This is a genomic window from Streptomyces krungchingensis (assembly GCF_054729265.1).
The window spans coordinates 3,740,254-3,758,986 of the sequence record NZ_JBPUKY010000001.1 but is presented as its reverse complement, the minus strand read 5'-3'; the positions used below and the strand labels follow the sequence as shown (position 1 = coordinate 3,758,986).

General features: G+C 72.6%; 19 protein-coding genes. 7 read left to right on the top strand and 12 right to left on the bottom strand.

Annotation, left to right across the window (positions count from 1 at the left end):
• The first annotated feature begins 63 nt into the window (after positions 1-63).
• Both ACSYGO_RS16745 and ACSYGO_RS16740 read left to right on the top strand, forming a co-directional pair.
• Positions 64-855: an EI24 domain-containing protein gene (locus ACSYGO_RS16745; protein ID WP_426675590.1), complete on the top strand. Its 792-nt coding sequence runs from the start codon at positions 64-66 to the stop codon at positions 853-855.
• Positions 852-1,466, top strand: coding sequence for a LysE family translocator (locus tag ACSYGO_RS16740; protein WP_426675591.1), 615 nt, complete (start codon positions 852-854; stop codon positions 1,464-1,466). The genes ACSYGO_RS16745 and ACSYGO_RS16740 overlap by 4 nt, the downstream gene beginning before the upstream one ends.
• On the opposite strand, the gene ACSYGO_RS16735 is transcribed toward ACSYGO_RS16740, so the two are convergent.
• Positions 1,438-2,745, bottom strand: a complete 1,308-nt coding sequence (locus ACSYGO_RS16735; RefSeq protein ID WP_460386985.1) for a pyroglutamyl-peptidase I — start codon at positions 2,743-2,745, stop codon at positions 1,438-1,440. The genes ACSYGO_RS16740 and ACSYGO_RS16735 overlap by 29 nt on opposite strands.
• 213 nt (positions 2,746-2,958) lie before the next feature.
• Complete coding sequence (locus tag ACSYGO_RS16730) at positions 2,959-3,876, bottom strand: LysR family transcriptional regulator (RefSeq protein ID WP_426676040.1); 918 nt, start codon at positions 3,874-3,876, stop codon at positions 2,959-2,961.
• Between the two features lie 250 nt (positions 3,877-4,126).
• Here ACSYGO_RS16730 and ACSYGO_RS16725 point away from each other — a divergent pair, with 250 nt between their 5' ends.
• Entirely contained in the window at positions 4,127-4,948 is an 822-nt protein-coding gene (locus ACSYGO_RS16725; protein WP_432186563.1) for an NAD(P)-dependent oxidoreductase, read from the top strand.
• Between the two features lie 9 nt (positions 4,949-4,957).
• Positions 4,958-5,338: a RidA family protein gene (locus ACSYGO_RS16720; RefSeq protein ID WP_460386982.1), complete on the top strand. Its 381-nt coding sequence runs from the start codon at positions 4,958-4,960 to the stop codon at positions 5,336-5,338.
• Positions 5,339-5,428: 90 nt separating this feature from the next.
• Here the strand turns inward: ACSYGO_RS16720 and ACSYGO_RS16715 are convergent, their stop codons facing one another.
• A complete protein-coding gene (locus ACSYGO_RS16715) occupies positions 5,429-6,022 on the bottom strand; it encodes a TetR/AcrR family transcriptional regulator (RefSeq protein WP_432186562.1) in 594 nt (197 codons plus the stop codon).
• A 101-nt stretch (positions 6,023-6,123) separates the two neighbouring features.
• On the opposite strand from ACSYGO_RS16715, the gene ACSYGO_RS16710 reads away from it, so the two are divergent.
• Complete coding sequence (locus ACSYGO_RS16710) at positions 6,124-8,601, top strand: beta-glucosidase (protein WP_460386979.1); 2,478 nt, start codon at positions 6,124-6,126, stop codon at positions 8,599-8,601.
• 138 nt (positions 8,602-8,739) lie between these two features.
• Here ACSYGO_RS16710 and ACSYGO_RS16705 read toward each other — a convergent pair whose 3' ends face one another.
• Together ACSYGO_RS16705 and ACSYGO_RS16700 are read right to left on the bottom strand one after the other, a co-directional pair.
• The gene (locus tag ACSYGO_RS16705) at positions 8,740-9,723 is read right to left on the bottom strand and encodes an aldose epimerase family protein (RefSeq protein ID WP_432175325.1); all 984 of its coding nucleotides are present in this window, start codon (positions 9,721-9,723) and stop codon (positions 8,740-8,742) included.
• 9 nt (positions 9,724-9,732) lie between these two features.
• Positions 9,733-10,632: an SGNH/GDSL hydrolase family protein gene (locus tag ACSYGO_RS16700; RefSeq protein ID WP_432175326.1), complete on the bottom strand. Its 900-nt coding sequence runs from the start codon at positions 10,630-10,632 to the stop codon at positions 9,733-9,735.
• A 265-nt stretch (positions 10,633-10,897) separates the two neighbouring features.
• Between ACSYGO_RS16700 and ACSYGO_RS16695 the strand changes: the two genes are divergently transcribed.
• On the top strand, positions 10,898-11,392 hold the full coding sequence (locus tag ACSYGO_RS16695) for a DUF3145 domain-containing protein (RefSeq protein ID WP_345642704.1): 495 nt from the start codon (positions 10,898-10,900) through the stop codon (positions 11,390-11,392).
• 207 nt (positions 11,393-11,599) lie between these two features.
• Here ACSYGO_RS16695 and fabF read toward each other — a convergent pair whose 3' ends face one another.
• The 5 genes from fabF to fasR all read right to left on the bottom strand — a co-directional run bounded on the left by fabF (position 11,600) and on the right by fasR (position 16,578).
• Complete coding sequence (gene fabF, locus ACSYGO_RS16690) at positions 11,600-12,871, bottom strand: beta-ketoacyl-ACP synthase II (RefSeq protein ID WP_426675599.1); 1,272 nt, start codon at positions 12,869-12,871, stop codon at positions 11,600-11,602.
• A gap of 128 nt (positions 12,872-12,999) precedes the next feature.
• Positions 13,000-13,248, bottom strand: coding sequence for an acyl carrier protein (locus ACSYGO_RS16685; protein WP_028800941.1), 249 nt, complete (start codon positions 13,246-13,248; stop codon positions 13,000-13,002).
• Positions 13,249-13,320: 72 nt separating this feature from the next.
• On the bottom strand, positions 13,321-14,352 hold the full coding sequence (locus ACSYGO_RS16680; protein WP_028800940.1) for a ketoacyl-ACP synthase III: 1,032 nt from the start codon (positions 14,350-14,352) through the stop codon (positions 13,321-13,323).
• A gap of 13 nt (positions 14,353-14,365) precedes the next feature.
• Positions 14,366-15,283: an ACP S-malonyltransferase gene (locus ACSYGO_RS16675; protein WP_426675601.1), complete on the bottom strand. Its 918-nt coding sequence runs from the start codon at positions 15,281-15,283 to the stop codon at positions 14,366-14,368.
• A gap of 89 nt (positions 15,284-15,372) precedes the next feature.
• Positions 15,373-16,578 carry a fatty acid biosynthesis transcriptional regulator FasR gene (gene fasR, locus ACSYGO_RS16670; protein WP_426675602.1) on the bottom strand — a complete coding sequence of 402 codons (1,206 nt, stop codon included), beginning with the start codon at positions 16,576-16,578 and terminating at the stop codon, positions 15,373-15,375.
• Positions 16,579-16,674: 96 nt separating this feature from the next.
• Here fasR and ACSYGO_RS16665 point away from each other — a divergent pair, with 96 nt between their 5' ends.
• Positions 16,675-17,331: a pirin family protein gene (locus ACSYGO_RS16665; protein WP_426676041.1), complete on the top strand. Its 657-nt coding sequence runs from the start codon at positions 16,675-16,677 to the stop codon at positions 17,329-17,331.
• Positions 17,332-17,398: 67 nt separating this feature from the next.
• On the opposite strand, the gene ACSYGO_RS16660 is transcribed toward ACSYGO_RS16665, so the two are convergent.
• Positions 17,399-18,220 carry a serine hydrolase domain-containing protein gene (locus ACSYGO_RS16660; protein ID WP_426675603.1) on the bottom strand — a complete coding sequence of 274 codons (822 nt, stop codon included), beginning with the start codon at positions 18,218-18,220 and terminating at the stop codon, positions 17,399-17,401.
• A 19-nt stretch (positions 18,221-18,239) separates the two neighbouring features.
• Positions 18,240-18,722 (bottom strand): GNAT family N-acetyltransferase, encoded by a 483-nt coding sequence (locus ACSYGO_RS16655; RefSeq protein WP_435227522.1) that lies wholly within the window; start codon positions 18,720-18,722, stop codon positions 18,240-18,242.
• Positions 18,723-18,733: the final 11 nt, after the last annotated feature.

Genomic DNA, 18,733 nt, shown 5'->3' with positions numbered 1-18,733 from the left:
GCGAGCCGCCGGGGGCCACAGGCCCGCCCCGCCCCGGAGGCCCGCCCCGCTAGAGTTCCCCCCATGCGCGATCTTGGGGTGGGGTTCGGTTACTTGGTGCGGGGCCAGCGATGGGTGGCCGGGCACGGGAAGCAGTTCGGGTTCGGTCTGCTCCCGGGTCTCATCACCCTGGTCCTGTACGCGGCGGCCCTGGTCTCCCTCGCCCTGTACGGCGAGGACTTCATCGGCTGGGCGACCCCCTTCGCGGACGACTGGACCAGCCCCTGGCAGGGACTGTTCCGGGGCTTCCTCACCGCCGTGCTCGTCGCCCTGGCCCTGCTCCTCGCCGTCCTCACGTTCACGGCGGTCACCCTCCTCGTGGGGCAGCCGTTCTACGAGAACCTCTCCGAGAAGGTCGACCGGGACGTCTCCTTGGACGGCACGGCCCCCGAGTCGGGGCTGCCGCTCTGGCGGGAACTGTGGATCTCCGGACGCGACAGCCTCCGCATCCTCGTACGCGCCGCCGTCTGGGGCATCCTGCTCTTCGCCCTGGGCTTCGTGCCCTTCGTCGGCCAGACCGCCGTCCCGGTGATCGGCTTCTTCGTCACCGGCTTCTTCCTCACCGAGGAGCTCGTCGCGGTCGCCCTGCAACGCCGCCGCGTCGATCTGCGGGAACGCCTCACCCTGCTCCGCTCCCGCAAGATGCTGGTCTGGGGCTTCGGCACCCCGCTGGGCCTCGCGTTCCTGGTGCCGTTCGTGGCCGTGTTCCTGATGCCGGGAGCCGTCGCGGGCGCCACCCTGATGGCGCGTGAGCTCCTCGACGAGGAGACCGCCGAGACCGGAGCGGACGCTCCCGAGGAGGAAGTCACCCCGTGACCGAGATACTCGCCGTCGCCGTCATCACCGTCCTGGCCGTCGTCGCCCCGGGCGCCGACTTCGCCATGGTGGTCCGCAACAGCTATCTCTACGGCCGCAGGACGGGCCTGCTGGCCGCCACGGGCGTCGCTGCCGGCGTCCTGGTGCACGTGACGTACACGATGCTCGGCGTGGGCCTGCTGATCGCGTCCTCGACCGCCCTGTTCACGGTGATCAAGCTGATCGGCGCGGCGTACCTCGTGTACATCGGCGTACGCACGTTCCGCGCGCGCGGCGACGTCGAGGTGGACCTGGAGAACAAGACGGAGCTGACCCCGTCGGCCGCGCTGCGCACCGGGTTCCTCACCAACGTCCTCAACCCGAAGACGACGCTCTTCGTGGTGTCGACGTTCGCCCAGGTCGTCAGCCCCGGTACGCCGCTCTACCAGCAGGCGGGCTACGGGCTGTTCATGTCCCTCGCCCACCTGCTGTGGTTCGGCGTGGTCGCCGTGTTCTTCTCGCACGACCGGATGCGCACGCTGATGCTGCGCGGCCAGAAGGTCCTGAACAAGGTCATCGGATCCGTCCTGGCCGGACTCGGCATCAGTCTCGCCTTCGCTCCGTCCCACTGACGGCGGGCGCGGTCGTGTCCGCGGCGACCGTCAGGATCGCCCGCACCTGCGCGATGATGTCCAGCCGGTTGCGCACGAACTCGGGGTCGGTGACCGCGCCGGTCGCCGGGTCCGTGTTGCCCGTGCCGAACTGGAGCACGGGCGTGTGCACATGCCCTCCGGGCAGCGAGGAGCGCAGGCCGAGGCGGTCGCGCAGCAGGGTCGCGCGGTACGCGATCTCGTTCGAGAGGTAGTCGCCGCCGCCACCGGCACGGGCCGTGGACCCCTCGGTGGGGCCGTCGGGGCGGACGACCGGCGTGCTGCCGCCCGCCGGGATCTCGGTCACCGTGGTGTTGTCGTAGACGGGGAAGCGGCCGGTGGGCGCGGCGACGATCGCCGCGTACGGCAGTGTCGTCGACGTCCACTGCGGCTGCGAGGCCGGGTCGGTGACCGGGACGGGCCCGGTCACCGGGACGTTCAGATTGTCCGGGAAGCCGCCCCGCCAGGCCCCGTTGGTGCGCTCCACGTCGAAGCGGCCGACGCGCCCCTGGCTGACCGTGGTGAACAGATCGACGTGCCGCAGGTGCGGACGCAGCGTCCGCTCGACCGTCCCGTCGGCGAAGTCCTGCCAGCGGACCGGGAAGACGACGGTCTCGACGCGGGCGGGACCGTGCGCGGTCTCGATCACGGTGCCGTCGAGGGCGAGCGCGGTGGCGCCCGAGGGGTTGGAGATCCGGACGTCGCGGTCCAGCGTGAACGGGTCGAAGCCGGTGACCAGGATGCGCCGTACGTCCCGGCCGCGCGGGTAGCGGACGGTGTCCTGGCCGCGTGAGGTGCGCTCCAGGGTGTCCAGCAGCCTGGCCCGCCGGCCGTCCGAGAGACCGAACTCCGGCTCCCACGCACGCATCTCGCGGGTCATGCCCAGACGTGCCCAGTACAGCGGACGGTCGTCGTCACGGCTGAGGTCCCCGCCGGCGGGCCCCCGGCCCTGGGCCCGGTCGACGGCCCGCCGCCACAGCCGGGCGCCCTGCCGCTCCACGAGGCGCTCCGCCTGCGCGTAGGAGTCCGCGTCCGCGAGGGCCCGCGCGAACTGCGGTGCCACGGTGTCGAATCCGGAACGGCGCAGGATCTCCTGGGGCGCCGCCCGGTCGAGCCGCTGCTCCTCCACGGTGGGGGGTGCGGCGGCCGCGGGGGCGACGGGTGCCGCGGGTGCGGTGCCCGCTGTGGCCGTGGGAGCCGTCGCGAGTCCCGCCACGAGGGTGAGTCCGAGAATGCCGATCCGAACGCATCGGTGAGTCAAGGGAGTTCGTACCTTCCGTCGCCGGGATGGGGGAGCCCCTCGCTCCTGCGCGGTCGGGAGCTCGGGGGACGCTGCCGGACGGCGGCAGTATCCCGTGACGGCCGGGGCACACGCCATGGCGCGTGCCCCGGGAGACCGAGGAGGCTTGTGTGACCGGACGGTTCAAGCCGCCCTGGAGACGGGGGCGGAGGCGGCCGGACGCGGCCGGACGGTTCACACGGCCCCGCCGGCACGGGTTCCAGGGATCCTCGTAGCCGACTCCCGCAGCGCGGCCAGGAACGCCTCCGCCGCCGGTGTCAGGGACCGTCCGCGCACGGTCGCCGCGTACACCGCCCGTGCCGGTGCGTCCTCGTCGAGCACCGGAAGCAGGGCGACGTCGGGCCGCACGGACTCCGCCGCGAGCGCCGGGACCAGAGTGACGCCGAGCCCGGCGGCGACGTATCCCAGTTTGGCGGTCCACTCGGCGACCACGTGCGCGACGCGTGGCCGGAACCCGTGCCGCAGGGCCGCGTCGAGGAGGGTGCCCTCGGGGCGCGGACCCCCGGAGATCCAGTCGGCGTCGGCGAGCCGGGGCAGCCGCACGGACGGTTCGGCGGCGAGCGGATGCCCGGCGGGCACGGCGACGTACAGGGACTCGTCGAGGATGTGGTGCAGGGCGCAGGTGTCCAGCCGGGCCCGGCCCGTCGTCGACACGACCGCCAGATCGAGGTGGCCGGCGAAGAGCCGGTCCAGCAGCGCGGGGGTGAGCCCTTCCTCGCGGCTGAGCCGGACCCCTGGGCTGCGCACCCGGAACGCCGCGATGGCCCGCGGGACGAGGGCCGCGTCCGCCGTGGCGAAGGCGCCCACCCGCAGGCGTCCGCCGGCCTTCTCCCGCAGCGCTGCCAGCTCGCGGCCGGCCCCGAGGAGCCGCTCGACCACCGACTCGGCGTGCGGCACGAGGACCTGCCCGGCCTCCGTCAGCCGGACGCCCCGGGGCAGCCGGTCGAAGAGGGGTGCCCCGCCGAGCGCCGCCTCCAGCGAGGAGATCTGGCGCGACACCGCCGACTGGGTCCACCCCAGCGTCCGTGCCGCCACGGTGAACGAACCGTGCCGGGCCACCTCCAGGAAGACCCGCAGCCATGTGGTGCTCAGATCGGGGGCGCCCTGGGGCGCCGGGGCGTCCGCTGCGGGGGAGTCCGACGGCGGGGAGCCCGCTGCGGGGGAGTCCGACGGCGAGGAGTCCGGGAGCGAGGAGCCCGGTGCTGATGCGTGCGGTGCGGATGCGTCCGGTGCCGATGTGTTCGGCGGGAGGGAGTCCGAGATCTCGGTATGCGGGTCCGGCATGGACCCCATGCTAGACATTCGCTTGTCGCATCACGGGGGTGCGCCTAGCGTCACGCACATGGACACGATGGAGAAGATCGCCTTCCTGGGGCTGGGGCACATGGGCGCGCCGATGGCGCGCCGACTCCTGGACGCCGGGCACCCGTTGACCGTCTGGAACCGGACACCGGAGAAGGCGGCACCGCTCGTCGCGCGGGGCGCCGTGCTCGCCGCGTCCCCGGCCGAGGCGGTGCGCGACGCGGACGTGGTGATCACGATGCTCGCCGACCCGGCCGCGCTCGACGCGGTGGCCGGCGCCGTCCTCCCGGAACTGCGCGCGGGCGCCTGCTGGGTGGAGATGTCGACGGTCGGCCCGGACGTCGTCAGGGAACTGGCCGCGCGGCTCGGGGAGTCCGTGACGCTGGTCGACGCGCCGGTCATGGGCAGCACGGACCGGGCGGAGGCGGGCGCGCTCGGCATCCTCGCGGGCGGTGACACGGCCCGCGTCGAGCGGGTGCTGGCGCACCTCGGGACGGTGACCCGCACCGGCCCGCCCGGCTCGGGCGCCGCGCTCAAACTGGTCGTCAACTCCGCCGTCCTCGGCGGGATCGCCCTGGTCGCCGAGAGCATGGTCCTCGCGCGGGCCCTCGGCCTCGACGACGACACCGCGCGCACCGCCCTCGCGAACAGTCCGCTCGGCGGCGCCGTCGCCCGTGCCTTCGCCGACGGCGTGCACTTCGGCACCTCGCTCGCGGTGAAGGACGTCGGCCTGGCGGTCGAGGCGGCCCGGCTGCCCGCCCTGGAAGCGGTCCTGGAGCACTACCGGTCCGCCGCCGCGGACCCGGCCGTCGCCCGCGCGGACGTCGCGCGGGCCGTCACCCACATCCGCACCTCTGCCTGAGGGGATCCCGTGCAGATCACACTCGACAACCCGGCCTCCGCGCCGCAGCCCGCCAACTCCTACTACTCGCAGGTCGCCCGCGTCGAACTCCCGGGCGGGGGCGTGCTGTTGTACGTGTCCGGGCAGGTCGCGGACGGCCCGGACCTGCCCACCCAGAGCCGCGGGGTCTTCGAGGCGCTCGGCGCCCTGCTCGAGGCGCACGGCGCGACCCTCGCCGATGTCATCAACATCCGCACGTATCTGACCGACATCGACGGCATCGGCGAATACGGCGCCGTGCGGCGCGAGTTCCTCACCGGGACCGCCCCCACCAGCATGACCTTCGAGGCCTCCCGCCTCTTCAAGCCGGACGCCCTCGTCGAGGTCGAGGTCGTCGCGGCGATCCCGTGAGGGCGCGCCGGGAGAGCCGCGGCCGAGGAGGGGACGGCCGCGGGCGAAGACGGTGCCGGGGAGCCGCGGCGGGCAGGGCGCGGTCGGCGCTCAGGCCGCGCCCGGTCCCGGGTCCTCGCCCAGCAGCGCGAGGAAGTCCCGGAAGGCGGCCGGCATGTCCACCGACTCCGGGTCCAGCAGCCACTGGTACTGGAGTCCGTCCATCACCGCCACGAGCAGGGGGGCGGCGCGCTCCGGCGTGAGTCCGCCGGGGAGCCGCTCCCCGTACTCGGCGCGCAGCACCGACGCCATGCTCGCGCGCACCGCGCCGTACCGCTCGGTGAAGAACTCGCGCGCCGGGTGTCCCTCGGTGACGCTCTCGCCGAGCAGCGCGGAGAAGGTCTGGATGATCCCTGGCCGCATCGCGTTGTACTCGACGAGCGAGGCGAGCAGGTCGGCCCGCCACCGGGAGTCGGGCACGGCGTCCCATTGGTCCCGCTCCTTGAGCACCGCGACGAGCAGCGCCTCCTTCGTCGGGAAGTGGTGCAGCAGCCCCTGCTGGGTGAGGCCCACCCGCTCGGCGACCGCGGCGAGGCTCGCGCCCCGGTAGCCGCGCTCGGCGATCACATCGAGGGCCGCGCGCACGATCTCCGCGCGCCGCTCCTCGCTCCTGGTCCTGGCCGCCATGGCGTCACCGTACGGCATCCGATCACCCTTCGAATAACGGCGAGGTCACGAAACCTACCGCTCTACAGGCGGTGGGTGCAGGATGTGGGCGTCCAGGACTTCGACGAGGAGGTGCCGCGGTGGCGGATACCGTGAAGGACAGGCAGGACAGGCAGGACAGGCACGACAGGCACGACGACGCCCGTGAGGCCGTCGTCGAGGCGGCTCTCGGCAGGCTCGATCTGGACGCGAAGGCCCGGCTGCTGTCCGGGCAGGACATGTGGACGCTGCCCGGGCTCCCCGAGATCGGACTGCGGTCCCTCGTGATGTCCGACGGCCCGATCGGGGTCCGCGGGGTGCGCTGGACCTCGGACGACCCCTCGATCGCCCTGCCGTCCCCCACCGCGCTCGCCGCCACCTGGGACCCGGCCCTCGCCGAGCGCGCCGGCGTCCTGCTCGCCCAGGAGGCCCGCCGCAAGGGCGTCCACGTCCTCCTCGCGCCCACCGTCAACCTGCACCGTTCCCCGCTCGGCGGGCGGCACTTCGAGGCGTACAGCGAGGACCCGTACCTGACCGGTGTCATCGGCTCGGGCTACGTGCGGGGCGTGCAGTCGGGCGGCGTCGGCACCACCGTCAAACACTTCGTGGCCAACGACGCCGAGACCGACCGCTTCACGGTGGACAACCTGGTCTCCGAACGCGCGCTGCGCGAGCTCTACCTGGCCCCCTTCGAGGCCATCGTGGAGAACGCCCGCCCCTGGGGCATCATGACCGCCTACAACTCGGTCAACGGCACCACGATGACCGAACACCACCACCTCGTGAACGGGATCCTGCGCGGCGAGTGGGGCTTCGACGGCTTCAACGTCTCCGACTGGACCGCGGCACGCTCCACCACGGCCGCCGTCGAGGGCGGCCTGGACGTCGCCATGCCCGGCCCGCGAACCGTCTACGGCGCGCCGCTCGCGCAGGCCGTCCGCGACGGACGGGTCCAGGAGTCCACCGTCGACGACGCCGTCCGCAACGTCCTGCGCCTCGCCGCCCGCGTCGGCATCCTGGCCGGCGCGGAACCGGTCGTCACCGAGCCGCCGGCCCCCGTCGACGGGGAGGCCCTGGCCCGCGAGATCGCCCGCCGCGCCTTCGTCCTGGTACGCAACGAGGCCCGCGGCGGAAGCAGGGCGCTGCCCCTGCGGCCGGGCACGGTGGCGCTGATCGGCGCCGCCGCCCGCGACGCCCGCGTCCTCGGCGGCGGCTCCGCCACCGTCTTCCCCGCCCGCGTGGTCTCCCCGCTGGACGGCCTGACCGCCGCCCTGCCCGAAGGCGCCCTCAGCTACGCCGTCGGCGCCGACCCGAACGAGGAACTCGCCGTCGCCGACCAGGGCTTCGAGCTGCGCGCGGTCTGCCGCGACGCACACGGAGAGATCATCGGCACCGGCTCCGCGCCCAACGGCCACATCCAGTGGATGGGCAACGACCTGCCCGAGGGGGTCACCCACGACGCGCTGCACACCATCGAGCTGACCGGCCGGTTCACCCCGCGCGTCGGCGGCCCGCACACCTTCGGCATCAGGGGCCTGGGCGCCTTCACCCTCACCGTCGACGGCGTCACGTACTTCGACGACGTCCAGCGCGCCGACAAGGACGACCCGTTCCTGTCGTTCTTCGGCGCCCCGGTGCCCCGGGCCCGGGCCGAACTCACCGCCGGTGAGCCGGTGGAGGTCTCCCTCACCCAGGTCGTGGCCCTCCCCGAGGGCATGCCGATGAAGGCGATCACCTTCACGCTGACCCATCAGGAACCGCAGCGCGACCCCGACGAACTGATCGCCGAGGCCGTCGAGGCGGCCCGCGCCGCGGACACGGCCGTCGTGGTGGTCGCCACCACCGAGCGCGTCGAGTCCGAGGGCTTCGACCGGAAGGACCTGCGTCTGCCGGGCCGTCAGGACGAGCTGGTGCACGCCGTCGCCGCCGCCAACCCGAACACCGTGGTCGTCGTCAACTCCGGTTCCCCGGTCGAGCTGCCGTGGCGCGACGAGGTCGCCGCCGTGCTGCTGAGCTGGTTCCCCGGCCAGGAGGGCGGATCCGCGCTCGCCGACGTCCTCACCGGGGCGCACGAGCCGGGCGGCCGCCTGCCCACCACCTGGGGCTCCCTCGCGCAGGCCCCGGTCACCCAGGTCGTCCCGGACGGCGGCGCACTCCCGTACACCGAGGACCTGTTCATCGGCTACCGCGCCTGGGACAGGGAGGGCAGGACCCCCTCGTACGCCTTCGGGCACGGCCTCGGCTACACCGACTGGACGTACGAGTCGATCGAGGTCGAGGGGACGACCGCGACGGTCCGCGTGCGCAACAGCGGCGAGCGCGCCGGACGCGAGGTCGTCCAGATCTACCTCGCCCCGGTGGAGGCCGACCCCGGGCGGCCCGCCCGCCGGCTCGCCGCCTTCGCGGGCGTGGCGGCCGGACCGGGCGAGAGCGTGGAGGCCATCGTGGAACTCCCGCGGCGCGCCTTCGAGATCTGGGACGAGAACAGCGCATCGTGGGCGTTTGTGAAGGGTTCGTACGAGGTTCAGGCAGGCCGTTCCCTCATGGACCGTCGTCTGAGCACGATCATCGAGGCGTGACGGGCGCGAGCCGCCCCCAGGACCAGCCCCGGCCCGGAACCTGACCTCCGGACCGGGGCTCGCCTCTTTCCGCGCCCGCTTTCCGCGCCCTCTCCCACGGGCGCGGACCGCGGGGCGGGACGGTGGTGCCGGGGACGGTCACCGCTCGCGCACGGAGAAGCCGAACACGGTCTCCGACCGGTACACCCCGCCCGGCCGCAGCTCGGTGCTCGGGAAGTCCGGCCGGTTCGGCGAGTCGGGGAAGTGCTGCGTCTCCAGCGCGATCCCGTCACCGGGCGCGTAGGGGAGCGAGTCGTCGAGGTGGTCCGCCGTGTAGAGCTGGAGCCCCGGCTCGGTGGTCGACACGGTCAGCAGGCGCCCGGATTCCGGGTCGTGCAGCTCCGCCACCTCGACCGGGGTGTCCGTCATCCCCTTGTCGAGCACGAAGTTGTGGTCGTACCCGGCGCCGACCTTCCGGGACTGCCGGAAGTCGAACCGCGTGCCCTCGACGGGGGCGAACTCCCCGGTCGGGATGAGGTCCGCGTCCACCGGCGTCAGCCGCCCGGCGGCGAGGCGCAGTTCGTGCCCTCCGGCGTTGCCCGCGCCGCTCAGGTTCCAGTAGGTGTGGCTGGTCAGGTTCACCACGGTCGGCGCGTCGGTGCGCGCCTCGTACGCGATCCGCAGCGAGCCGTCCGCGTCGAGCGTGTACGTCGCCGAGACCGTCAGCCGGCCCGGGAAGCCCTCCTCGCCGTGCGGGCCGACCCGAGACAGCCGCACGCCCCCGTCGACCGGTTCGGCGTCCCACACCCGCTTGTCGAAGCCGAACTCGCCGCCGTGCAGCGAGTTCGGGCCGTCGTTCGGGGTCAGGTGGTAGGTGAAGCCGTCGAGCGGGAAGCGGGCGCCCGCGATCCGGTTCGCGTACCGGCCGACCAGCGCGCCGAAGTACGGCTGCGGGTGCGTGAGATAGCCCGCGAGGTCGGGGAAGCCCAGCACCACGTTCGCGGTCCGCCCGTCCCGGTCGGGGACCTCGGCCGACTGCACGATCCCGCCGTACGTCAGGACCCGCACCCGCACACCCGACCGCTCCAATGTCCAGCGATGGACCGCGGTGCCGTCGGAAAGTGTGCTGAAAAGTTCGCTCATGAGCGAACCCTAGGTCACCGGGTTGCGCGCGGTGATGTTGCGGTACGCGATCTCGGCCAGCCGCGCCTGCCCGTCCTTGCTCGGGTGGAACCAGTCCCAGTGGCTCAGCTGCTCCGTGTCGAAGCGGTACTCGAAGACCGCGCCGCCGTCGAAGCGGCACCGCCGGTCCTTGGCGCACACCTCGCGCAGCACCTCGTTGTACGCCTCGACGCGGTCCTGCACCTTGGCGCGCCGCAGCGTCGCCGCCGAGTCCAGGGCGTCCGCGTCCCCCAGCATCGACGGGCAGATCCCCAGCTTCCAGATCTGCTTGCCGAGCGCGCTGGTACGGCCCTGGGACCACAGGCGCTTCAGATCCGGCACGCTCGACACGTACACCTGGGTCTTGGGCAGGGCCGCACGCAGCGTGTCCATCGCCTCCTGGAAGTCGGCGCGGAAGTCCGCCACGGACGTCATCGCGGAGGCCGAAGCACGGCAGGCGTCGTTGGCGCCCGCCATCACCGTCACCAGCTCCGGCCGCCGGGTCGCCGCCTGCGCCATCTGGCCGGGCAGGTCCGCCATGCGGGCGCCCGTCACCGCGTAGTTCCAGCTGCGCTCGGCGGCCCCGGCCTTCCCGAGCAGCCGCACGGCGAGCGACTTGACCTGCGCGTCGCTGCCCGTCGCCCAGGACACCTCGGGGCAGTCCGACAGCACGGCGCAGGCGTCGAAGCCCCGCGTGATGGAGTCGCCGACGGCGGCCAGCGACCGCGGGCTGGTGTTCCACGTAGGCGTCGGCTTCGGGGACGGACGCGCCGTGGACGCGTCTCTCGGCGCCGGGGAGTTGCCACCGGAGGCGTCGCACCCGGCGACGCCCAGGAGGGCCGCCGCCGCGACGGCGACGACGGCCCGTGAACGGTGACTGCGGTTCCGCATCCCCAGGTCCCCTCGTTCGTTGTGCAGGGTCGGTCACACCCTTCGGGCGCACCGGTCGGTGCCGCGCCGTAGGCCATTGGTGGCACCGCGTCGTGCCCGGTCGGCAGGACCGCGTCCCCATGGGTGAAACCTCGGTGTTTCCAGGCGTCGGGACCGACGGTACGTCACACTCCTTGCGCCGCCGCACGGTAGCCTCGCCCCGTGGCCGCCCTGCCACTGCCGTTCCGCTAAGTTACAAGATGTCTCGCTCTGTCCGGAGGCCCCAGTGACGACACGTGGAGTTCTCTACGTGCACTCCGCGCCCCGCGCGCTGTGCCCGCACGTCGAGTGGGCGGTCGCCGGGGTACTCGGCACGCGCGTGAACCTCGACTGGATCCGGCAGCCCGCCGCGCCCGGCACCTGGAGATCGGAGTTCTCCTGGAAGGGCGAGGTCGGCACGGCCTCCAAACTCGCCTCCGCGCTGCGCGGCTGGCAGATGCTGCGCTTCGAGGTCACCGCCGAGCCCTGCCCCACCGCCGAGGGCGAGCGCTACAGCTGCACCCCCGACCTGGGCATCTTCCACGCGGTCACCGGGATCCACGGCGACATCCTGATCCCCGAGGACCGGCTGCGCGCCGCCCTGCTCCGCTCCCAGCGCGGCGAGACCGACCTGGAGGCCGAGATCGCCAAGCTCCTCGGCAAGCCCTGGGACGACGAGCTGGAACCCTTCCGCTACGCGGGCGAGGGCGCCCCGGTCCGCTGGCTCCACCAAGTGGTCTGACTTACAGTCATCCGGCTCACCAGCGTCCCGCCCCGAGGGGTCCGGCTTTCGAGCGCCCCGCGCAGGAGCGTCCCGAAGGGGTGCGGGGAACTGCGCGACAAGCCCCCACCGGCCCGCAGAGGGCACGCAACCGACGACGAACGGCGTGTGGCCCGTACCCCCGGACAAGGGGTACGGGCCACACGCCGTTCAGTACGACTACGGCCGTCAGACGGACCGGAACGCCAGCACCACGTTGTGCCCACCGAACCCGAACGAGTCGTTGAGGGCGGCGATCCGTCCCTCGACGGGGAGCTTGCGGGCCTCACCGCGAACGATGTCGGCGGCGGCCTCCGCCTCGGGGTCGAGGTTCTCGACGTTGATGGTCGGCGGGGCGACCCGGTGGTACAGCGCGAGCACCGACGCGACCGACTCGACACCGCCGGCGCCGCCGAGCAGGTGGCCGGTCATCGACTTGGTGGCGGACACCGCGATGTGGTCGGCGTCGTCGCCGAACACCTTGCGCAGCGCCTTCAGTTCGGCCACGTCACCGGCCGGCGTCGAGGTGGCGTGCGCGTTCACGTGCACGATCTCGGCGGGGTCCAGGTCGGTGTTGTCGAGCAGGTTCTGCAGGGCGTGCGAGATGCCGCGGCCCTCGGGCTCCGGCTGCACGATGTCGTGGGCGTCGGCCGAGATGCCCTGGCCGACGGCCTCCGCGTAGACGCGGGCGCCACGCTTGGCGGCGTGCTCGGCGGACTCCAGGACGAGGACGCCGGCGCCCTCGCCGAGGACGAAGCCGTCACGGGCGACGTCGTAGGGGCGCGAGGCACCCTGCGGGTCGTCGTTGTTCTTGGACATCGCCATCATGTTGCCGAACGCGGCGATGGGAAGCGGGTGGATGGCCGCCTCGGTGCCACCGGCGACGACGACGTCGGCGCGGCCCGTGCGGATCATCTCGATGGCGTAGCCGATGGCCTCGGCGCCGGAGGCGCAGGCGGAGACCGGGGTGTGGACACCGGCGCGGGCGCCCACGGCGAGGCCCACGTTGGCGGACGGGCCGTTCGGCATCAGCATCGGCACGGTGTGCGGGGAGACGCGGCGTACGCCCTTCTCCTTCAGCACGTCGTACTGGTCGAGCAGGGTCGTCACGCCGCCGATGCCGGAGGCGATGACGGCACCGAGCCGGTCGGGGTCGACGCTCGCGTCCTCGCCCGCCTTGTCGGTGAAACCGGCGTCGGCCCAGGCCTCCTTGGCCGCGATGAGCGCGAACTGCGCCGAGCGGTCCAGCCGGCGGGCCTGCGGGCGGGGGATGACCTCGCCCGGCTCCACGGCGATCTGTGCCGCGATACGGACCGCCTGGTCGGCGGCCCACTCCTGCTCGAGGGGACCGACACCGGAACGTCCGGCGACCAGGCCCTCCCAGGTAGAGGCTGCGTCGCCACCCAGCGGTGTGGTTGCGCCGATACCGGTGACGACCACGGTGCGATTGGTCGGGCTCACGGGAATTCTTTCTCCAACGGATACGAGGATTCAGCGGCGCCACCGCCGGGTGGCGGGGCATGCGGCCCAGGCGGACCGGGGCTCGGAGCCCGGACGGAACCGGGGCTCCAGCCCAGGTGATCGGTAGATCAGGCCTGGTGCTTGAGGATGTAGTCGGTCGCGTCGCCGACGGTCTTGAGGTTCTTGACGTCGTCGTCCGGGATCTTCACGTCGAAGCGCTCTTCAGCGGCGACGACGACCTCGACCATGGACAGCGAGTCGACGTCCAGGTCGTCGGTGAAGGACTTGTCCAGCTGGACGTCCTCGGTGGGGATGCCGGCGATCTCGTTGACGATCTCGGCGAGACCTTCGACGATCTCTTCCTGAGTGGCGGCCATGTCAGGCGCTCCTTCGGTGTGTATCCAGAGGGTGTGGCGGTACTCCGGCCGGAGATGATCCGGACGGTGTGCCTAGGGGAGGGTAACGACCGTGGCGGCGTACACGAGACCCGCCCCGAATCCGATGACGAGCGCGGTGTCGCCGCTCTTCGCCTCACCGGTCGCCAGGAGCCGCTCCATCGCGAGCGGGATCGAGGCGGCCGAGGTGTTGCCGGTGGTGCGTACGTCACGGGCGACCGTGACGTGCTCCGGCAGTTTGAGCGTCTTCACCATCGAGTCGATGATCCGCTCGTTGGCCTGGTGGGGAATGAAGACGTCCAGGTCGTCCGGCGAAAGTCCGGCGGCGTCCAGCGCCTCCTTGGCGACCTTCGCCATCTCGAAAACGGCCCAGCGGAAAACCGCCTGGCCCTCCTGCGTGATCGCAGGGAACTTGATCTCGCCCTTGGAGTCGAGCGGAAGCTGCGAGACGTCGCCGATGCGGAAACGGTCCCACGGCACGGTCTGCTTGATGGTGCCGGCCTTGTCGCCCTCCGAGCCCCACACGGTCGGGCCGATGTGCGGCTCCTGCGAGGGACCCACGACGACCGCGCCCGCGCCGTCGCCGAACAGGAAGGCCGTGGCGCGGTCCTCCAGGTCGGTGAGGTCGGACAGCCGCTCCACGCCGATGACGAGGACGTACTCGGCCGAACCCTCGACGATCATGCCCTTGGCGAGGGTCAGTCCGTAGCCGAAGCCCGCGCAGCCGGCCGAGATGTCGAAGGCGGCGGCCTTGTTCGTGCCGAGCTTGTCGGCGATCTCGGTGGCGATGGCCGGGGTCTGGCTGAAGTGGGACACGGTGGAGACCACCACGGCGCCGATCTGGTCGGCGTCGATCCCGGCGTCGGCGATGGCCTTGCCGGACGCCTCGATCGACATCGCGGCGACGGTCTCCTCGTCGGAGGCCCAGTGCCGGGTCTGGATGCCGGAGCGCGAGCGGATCCACTCGTCGGACGAGTCGATCGTCTCCAGGATCACCTCGTTGGGCACGACCCGGACGGGGCGGTAGCCGCCGACGCCGAGGATGCGGGCGAAAGGAGCGCCCTTGGGTGCCTTGATCTTCGACATGCTCTCGGGCTCCTTAGGCCGCGCTGTGCTCGGCGACGAGTTCGCGAGCCGCGTCGAGGTCTTCGGGGGTCTTCAGCGCCAGCGTCCGGACGCCGGGCAGGGCGCGCTTGGCCAGACCGGTGAGCGTGCCGCCGGGGCACACCTCGATCAGCGTGGTCGCGCCGAGGTCCTCGAACGTCCGCATGCACAGGTCCCAGCGCACCGGGTTGGCGACCTGGCCGACCAGGCGCGAGACGACCTCGGCACCGGTGTCGACGATCTGGCCGTCCTTGTTCGAGACGTAACGGACCGTCGGGTCCGCCGGCGTCAGGTCCTCGGCGGCCTTCGCCAGCGCGTCGACAGCGGGGGCCATGTGAGCGGTGTGGAACGCGCCCGCGACCTTCAGGGCCACGACACGGCGTACGCCCTCGGGCTTGTCCGCCTCCAGGGTGGCCAGTTGCTCCAGGGTGCCGGCGGCCACGATCTGGCCCGCGCCGTTCACGTTGGCCGGGGTGAGGCCGAGCTTCTCCAGGTGCGGGACCGTCGTCTCCGGGTCACCGCCGAGGAGCGCCGACATGCCGGTCCGCGTGATGGCGGCGGCATCGGCCATCGCCAGGCCCCGCTTGCGGACGAGCTGGAGCGCGGCGGTGTCGTCGAGCACTCCGGCGAACGCGGCGGCGGTGATCTCACCGACGCTGTGGCCCGCGACGGCACCCGGCGCGATGTCACCGAGTGCCGCGGCGGACAGAAGACCCGCGGCGACGAGCAGCGGCTGCGCGACAGCCGTGTCCCGGATCGCGTCCGCGTCGGCCCGCGTGCCGTAGTGGGCGAGGTCGAGTCCGATCGCGTCCGACCACGCGGCAATGCGGTCGGCGGCACCGGGGAGTTCGAGCCAAGGAGTCAGGAAGCCGGGCGTCTGGGCGCCCTGGCCGGGAGCGACGAGTACGAGCACTCTCACACTCTCTCTTGTGGACGGCCACGGCCGCCCGTGGGGACAGGGACGAAGAACACGAGGGGGAATTGTAGGTCCCCGACAAAAGGCTAGGTCTGAGGATCTCCATCGGTCAGACGCCCCAGGATCAGCGCGATGCGCAGGGTGAATGCGGAGCGTACATCCGACGGCGACCAGCCGGTGACGTCAGTCACACGTCGGAGCCGGTAGCGCACGGTGTTGGGGTGGACGAAGAGCATGCGGGCCGCGCCTTCGAGGCTGCTCGCCTGTTCCAGGTAGACGCTGAGGGTCTCCAGGAGCGCGGAGCCGGCTTCCTCCAGCGGTCTGTAGATCTCCTCCACCAGCTGTTCGCGCGCGGACGGGTCTCCGGCGATCGCGCGCTCCGGCAGCAAATCGTCCGCGAGAACCGGTCGCGGGGCGTCCTGCCAGGCGAAACACGCCTTGAGCCCGGCGGCCGCGGCCTGCGCGGAGCGGGTCGCGGCGAGCAGGTCGGGCACGATCGGCCCGGCCACGACGGGGCCCGAGGCATACGGTCCGATCAGCGACTTGGCGACGGCGAGCGGGTTGTCGTTGCCTCCCGCGATGACGACGAGGCGGTCCCCGAGGACCCCGGTGAGCACCTGGAGCTTGGCGTGCCGGGCGGCCCGCCGGATCGCCTCCACGGTCAGTTCGCTGTCCCCGTCCGGTGCCGTGCCCAGCACCACGCAGACATGCTCGGGGGAGTTCCAGCCGAGGGCGGCGGCCCGGCTGACGGCGCCTTCGTCCGCCTCGCCGGAGAGCACCGCGTTCACCACGAGCGACTCCAGGCGCGCGTCCCAGGCACCGCGTGCCTCCGCCGCCTGCGCGTACACCTGGGCGGTGGCGAAGGCGATCTCGCGGGCGTAGACGAGGAGTGCCTCGCGCAGCACGGACTCGTCGCCCGGCGCGGCCACCTCGTCGATGGCGCTCTCCATGACCTCGATGGTCGTCCGCACCATCTCGACGGTCTGGCGCAGGGTGATCGCCCGGGTCAGCTCGCGGGGAGCCGTGCCGAAGACGTCGGTGGAGATGGCCTGCGGGGCGTCCGGGTGCCGGAACCACTCGGTGAAGGCGGCGATACCGGCCTGCGCGACGAGCCCGATCCAGGAACGGTTCTCCGGTGGCATGGCCCGGTACCAGGGCAGCGTCTCGTCCATCCGCGCGATGGCCTGGGCGGCGAGACTTCCGGACGACTTCTCCAGTCGCCGCAGGGTCGCGGAGTGGGTGTGGACGTCGTGCGACGGGCGGTCGGTGTTGCTGGCTTCGGGTTCGGGCACGGGACAAGACTGCCTTATCAGGACGGAGCCGTGCGGCGGCGGGTCACCGCTAAGCGCGCGAAGGGCGTCGGACCGGCGGCTACCGTGGTCCCTGTGATGGACGTCCGCCGCGCCGACGAGCGCTACCGCGGAGGGGATCCGGAGGCCGGGATCTCCTCCCTCCACGCCTTTTCCTTCGGTCCGCACTACGACCCGGACAACCTCCGCTTCGGCGCCGTGATCGCCTGCAACGAGGAGCGGCTCGCACCCGGCGCGGGCTTCGACGAGCACCCGCACAGCCACACCGAGATCGTCACGTGGGTGGTGGAGGGGGAGCTGACCCACCGGGACTCGGCCGGGCACGCGTCGGTGGTGCGCTCCGGCGACGTCCAGCGGCTGAGCTCCGCGGGAGGCGTCCGGCACGCGGAACGCAACGACGGCACGGAGCCGCTCGTCTTCGTGCAGATGTGGCTGGCGCCGCTGGAGCCGGGCGGCGACCCGTCGTACGAGATCGTCCACGGCATCGCGGACTCCACGCCGTACGCGGTGCCCGAGGCGGGCGCCATGCTGCACGTCCGCCGGCTGACGGCGGGGGAGCGTACGGCGGTGCCCGACGCGCCCTTCGTCTACGTGCACGTCGTGCGCGGCGAAATCCGCCTGGACGGCGAGGAACTGGCGGCCGGGGACGCCGCGCGGATCACCGAGGCGAAGGACCTGGAGGCCGTGGCGGGCGCTCCGGCGGAGCTGCTGCTCTGGGAGATGACCGCGCCGTGAGCCGTGAGCCGTGAGCCGTGAGCCGTGAGCCGTGAGCCGTGACCGGTGAGCCGTGAGCTGTGACGGATCAGCGGCGGATCTCCGCCAGGACGCCGTCGGTGAACGGCGTCCACGCCTCGGCCGCCCAGGGCCCGAAGTCCCGGTCCGTCAGCGCGACGCACGCCGCGCCCGCCACCGGGTCGACCCACAGGAACGTGCCGGACTGACCGAAGTGCCCGAAGGTGCGGGGTGAGGACGAATTCCCGGTCCAGTGCGGCGACTTGTGGTCGCGGATCTCGAAGCCGAGACCCCAGTCGTTGGGGTTCTGGTGCCCGTACCCCGGCAGCACGCCCTTCGTCCCCGGGTACTGCACGCTCATCGCCTCCGCGACCGTCCGCGGGTCGAGCAGCCGCGGTGCCTGCACCTCGGCGGCGAAGCGGACGAGGTCGGCCACCGTGGACACGCCGTCCTTGGCGGGCGAGCCGTCGAGCGTGGTCGACGTCATGCCCAGCGGGTGCAGCACCGCCTGGCGCAGGTACTCGCCGAAGGGGATGTCGGTCGCCTTGGCGATGTGGTCCCCGAGCACCTCGAACCCGGCGTTGGAGTACAGCCGCCGCTCCCCGGGCGCGGAGGTCGTACGGTGCTCGTCGAAGGCCAGTCCGGAGGTGTGCGCGAGCAGATGACGGACCGTCGCCCCCGCGGGTCCCGCCGGTTCGTCGAGGTCGATCGCCCCCTCCTCGTACGCGACGAGCGCGGCGTACGCGGCGAGCGGCTTGGTGACCGACGCGAGCTTGAAACGGTGTTCCAGCGGGCCGTGCGTCCCCAGCACCGCGCCGTCCGCGCGGACGACCGCGGCGGCGGCGGTGGGAACGGGCCAGTTCGAGATCAGCGCCAGGCTCTGCAGGGACATGCCTACGAGCCTAAGCGGCTCACAGCTGGAGACGCATCGAGGGGTCCGGCTTGCGCACGAAGCCGAGGGCGGCGTACAGCGGCTCGGCCTCCGCGGACGCGTTGAGGTCGACCTGCGCGGCGCCCCGCTCGCGGAACCAGTCGAGGAGCGCCTCCATGCACGCGCGGGCGTAGCCGCGGCGCCGGGTGTCCGGGTCGGTGGCGACGCTGAAGACGTGGCCGACCCGGCCGTGCGGGTTGCCGGCGCGGCCGATCCGGTACTCGACGGTCCCGACGACGAGTGCCGCCAGGGCGCCGGGACGGTCGGGGTGGTCGACGACGAAGGCGGCGAAGGTACCGTCGGTGTCGGCCAGCCGGCCGCGTACGGTCGGGAGGGACTCCGCATGCCATGCGGAGGCGTCCGGCAACGCGGCGCCCGGGGCTGCCAGCGAGTCGATCATCACCTGGCGCAGACGCAGTACTTCCCCGGCGTCCTCGGGCACGGCACGTCGTACGAGACTCATGGTCGGCACGG

Coding starts and splice junctions, on each gene's coding strand:
- ACSYGO_RS16665 (WP_426676041.1), top strand. CDS start 16,675: ATGGACGTCCGCCGCGCCGACGAGCGCTACCGCGGAGGGGATCCGGAG.
- ACSYGO_RS16680 (WP_028800940.1), bottom strand. CDS start 14,352: ATGTCGAAGATCAAGGCACCCAAGGGCGCTCCTTTCGCCCGCATCCTC.
- ACSYGO_RS16705 (WP_432175325.1), bottom strand. CDS start 9,723: ATGAGCGAACTTTTCAGCACACTTTCCGACGGCACCGCGGTCCATCGC.
- ACSYGO_RS16700 (WP_432175326.1), bottom strand. CDS start 10,632: ATGCGGAACCGCAGTCACCGTTCACGGGCCGTCGTCGCCGTCGCGGCG.
- ACSYGO_RS16715 (WP_432186562.1), bottom strand. CDS start 6,022: ATGCCGTACGGTGACGCCATGGCGGCCAGGACCAGGAGCGAGGAGCGG.
- ACSYGO_RS16725 (WP_432186563.1), top strand. CDS start 4,127: ATGGACACGATGGAGAAGATCGCCTTCCTGGGGCTGGGGCACATGGGC.
- ACSYGO_RS16660 (WP_426675603.1), bottom strand. CDS start 18,220: ATGTCCCTGCAGAGCCTGGCGCTGATCTCGAACTGGCCCGTTCCCACC.
- ACSYGO_RS16685 (WP_028800941.1), bottom strand. CDS start 13,248: ATGGCCGCCACTCAGGAAGAGATCGTCGAAGGTCTCGCCGAGATCGTC.
- ACSYGO_RS16655 (WP_435227522.1), bottom strand. CDS start 18,722: ATGAGTCTCGTACGACGTGCCGTGCCCGAGGACGCCGGGGAAGTACTG.
- ACSYGO_RS16745 (WP_426675590.1), top strand. CDS start 64: ATGCGCGATCTTGGGGTGGGGTTCGGTTACTTGGTGCGGGGCCAGCGA.